Origin of the sequence: Bacteroides rodentium JCM 16496 (assembly GCF_000614125.1) — a bacterium.
Lineage (GTDB): Bacteria > Bacteroidota > Bacteroidia > Bacteroidales > Bacteroidaceae > Bacteroides > Bacteroides rodentium.
Genome location: NZ_BAKJ01000118.1, coordinates 1 through 2,855 on the forward strand (window position 1 = coordinate 1; position 2,855 = coordinate 2,855).

The window sequence follows — 2,855 nt, forward strand, 5'->3', positions numbered from 1 at the left end:
TTTCGGCGGTGTCTTTGCAGGTAGCAATAGTGTTCAGCCTTATAAGTATAATGGCAAGGAACTTGATGCGAAGAAAGGTCTGAACTGGTATGATTATGGGGCAAGGCATTATGATGCGGCGCTGGGAAGGTTCCATACGAACGATAGATTTGCCGAGAAGTATTATTCGATGTCTCCTTATCAGTATGGGGCGAATAATCCGATTCGTAATATCGATGTGAATGGGGATAGTATCATCATAGCTCCTAATCCAAATGGGTTAATGGATCAAATAAGACTGACTTTTGGCTTTGATACAAAATATCAAGCGCAGGTAAAAGCTGATTTGGCGCAGCTGAGAAAGGATGACAAGGAGATGAGCGAAATGATTACTGAATTGGAACAGAGTTTAAACATTCATACTATTACTATGCCAAACAAAGAATCGAAATATGTCAATGGTACAAGATATAATAAAGAAAAAATTAGAAAGAACATTTCACAAGGAAGCACAGTATATTATCACCCTTATAGTTCAAAAAGGAATGCGTATGACAATGATACCGAAATAAGAACCCCAAGAGTAGGTTTAGCTCATGAGTTACAACATTCTTTTGATCTTGACAAAGGAATTGCTACAGAGGAAAGACTCTCAAACGGTATAAAACTAATGGATGTACGTGCTGTTAATAGGGAGAATAAAATAAGAAGAATATTAAGAGAACCTAAAAGAATTATGTATGGAAAACAAGAAATTCCTAAGGGAATGTTGGAATAAGTTCTTTATCTTCATGATATGTGCTATCATTGGAATAAGCATATATTTATATCTAAATGGGAAAAGTAGAATTCCGGTTGATAGAGAGATTGATTTAACTGGTACAATAACTACTGCACCTCTCCTTATTTCTACTAATGTACAATGGAAGGATTCTATTTACAAGATTGTATTGGATGAAATAGAATTATCATGGTTAATAAATGAAGATTCTAAATACAAAATAGTGCCACCTCCTCAAACATCAGTATGGTTATCCTATAAGGACACTTTAATGGCAGACAGTCTTTTGAATATAGGGTTGAAAATGTTTTGTACTACTCCGCAGCCTTATATAGATTCTGTTTATTATAGTGGAGGAATACAGAAGTTAGTTTCTACATTTATTGACGGTGAATGGCTTTCATACTATAGGGAAGATGGAAACGATTTAACTTTACCAGAAAGAAGATATTTAATATATCTATTGTTGAAATATGGTTATACTGCAATAACAGATTGCGAATCAGGAGATATTATGATGCGCCTTGAAGAGGAAAAAAAACGTCTTACGATGGCTTAAAAAGGAGCAATGATTTTTTATCCAGCATTCATAAAATTGTCATTATGATTTAAGTCTTTCACATAAATCCCTGCTTATACCTTTGCGTATAAGCAGGGACTGGTAGTGTTTCACGGAGTGTGTTTGGGAAGTACCCAAAAAAGATTAAACGATACCGTTGTATATGAACCTTATAGTAATTATATGCCTATTAAATTTGAGAATAAGAACAACTAATGATTATGTTCATGGTAGGAAAAAGTAAATATGTAATATCTTTTTTATTATTATTGCTGTTTTGTTCAATTCTTTGCTACAAGAAAGAAGAAAATCCGTTGAAGCAATCTCTTTTGCAGAATTCAATGTTGTATGGTGAAGGCTATGGAGAAGTCATGCGATTTTTCCCCCTAAAATTAAAATGCAAAACAACCCACGATACACTTTGGATTAGTATAGCTGGAGATGGCCTATATAATGCTCTAAATATGTCATTGTGTGATTATCAAACTTTCTCTGATTTATTAGTAAAAAGTGTGGAACAAGATGGTTACCTGCTGGTGGACTCAGCCTTTTTTGAGTCATGCCGTAAATATACCATTATACCAAATGCCGTGATTGATTCTGTATATCAGAAAGAGGGTATTAACGGGCTTTTAGAGAATTATGTTACGAAGGATGGTAAATTGGCCGCCGCGACTAATGAACAAATAGATTACTTGCTTTATTTGCTTTTTCAGCATCGTATTGTTTGTAATTGTGGACCGGACTTTGTTTATTTGTGGGAGGTCTTATTTGACTTTACGGGTAAAGAAGAAGAGTACCAATCTATTTTAAAAAGGTCGAAGAGTACTATGCGTATCCCTCCTTTTTATCTGTCCGGCCAAGATTCATTGGACTATGTCAATGAGCTCAAAAAAAATGGGGAAGGTTGGAAATTAGAATAGTTAAGTGGAAACTGTATTATAGTTCATAAATCAATTTTGTTTTTATGCATTGCTGTGTATTGTTAAGATTTTGTTCTTTTCGATATACAGCAATGTTTTGCGATATGTTTCTTTAAAGAAGTTAGTTATTTATCGGCTTCGAGTTCAAGGATGCCGTGAAGCAGGCTAACAAGTACGCTTACGACACCAACGGCAATTTGACGAAAGATTTAAATAAAGGAATTACCGGTATATTGTATAATTACTTAAATTTGCCAACAGTGGTAACTTTCAGTGACGGTAGTACGATTACCTACACTTATGGTGCCGACGGCACAAAGTTGAAAACAGTTCGTAAGACAGGCAGTACTACCACAGCAATAGATTCGTCTATGCTTCCGGTGAACTGTCAGTGGTGTAGACCACCGACGAGGACGGCAACTCCTCTTATCAATTTACCGACAAACTGGGTCGCAGGGTATTGCAACGCCGTGTCAGCGCCAACGGGAACCACGACACCTACTATGTGTACGACAACCGCGGCAATCTCCGCTTTGTTCTTCCCCCGTGCCTTCAGGATGAAGGAATTTCACAAGACAAGCTGGATGCGTTGGCCTACCGCTATGAGTATGAT

The 2,855-nt window shown here is 36.4% G+C and carries 3 protein-coding genes and 1 pseudogene; all 4 read left to right on the forward strand.

Annotation, left to right across the window (positions count from 1 at the left end; all coding sequences use genetic code 11):
- The coding region (locus tag JCM16496_RS22505) for an RHS repeat-associated core domain-containing protein (RefSeq protein ID WP_145973822.1) at window positions 1-757 on the forward strand (757 nt) is incomplete at its 5' end.
- Complete coding sequence (locus JCM16496_RS20865) at window positions 720-1,319, forward strand: hypothetical protein (RefSeq protein ID WP_025836407.1); 600 nt, start codon at window positions 720-722, stop codon at window positions 1,317-1,319. The genes JCM16496_RS22505 and JCM16496_RS20865, both read left to right, overlap by 38 nt.
- A 227-nt stretch (window positions 1,320-1,546) precedes the next feature.
- Window positions 1,547-2,242: a hypothetical protein gene (locus JCM16496_RS20870; RefSeq protein WP_128809791.1), complete on the forward strand. Its 696-nt coding sequence runs from the start codon at window positions 1,547-1,549 to the stop codon at window positions 2,240-2,242.
- Between the two features lie 134 nt (window positions 2,243-2,376).
- A pseudogene (locus JCM16496_RS22510) lies at window positions 2,377-2,607 on the forward strand (hypothetical protein); the annotation flags it as partial.
- Between the last annotated feature and the right edge of the window lie 248 nt (window positions 2,608-2,855).

Coding starts and splice junctions, on each gene's coding strand:
- JCM16496_RS20865 (WP_025836407.1), top strand. CDS start 720: ATGGAAAACAAGAAATTCCTAAGGGAATGTTGGAATAAGTTCTTTATC.
- JCM16496_RS20870 (WP_128809791.1), top strand. CDS start 1,547: ATGGTAGGAAAAAGTAAATATGTAATATCTTTTTTATTATTATTGCTG.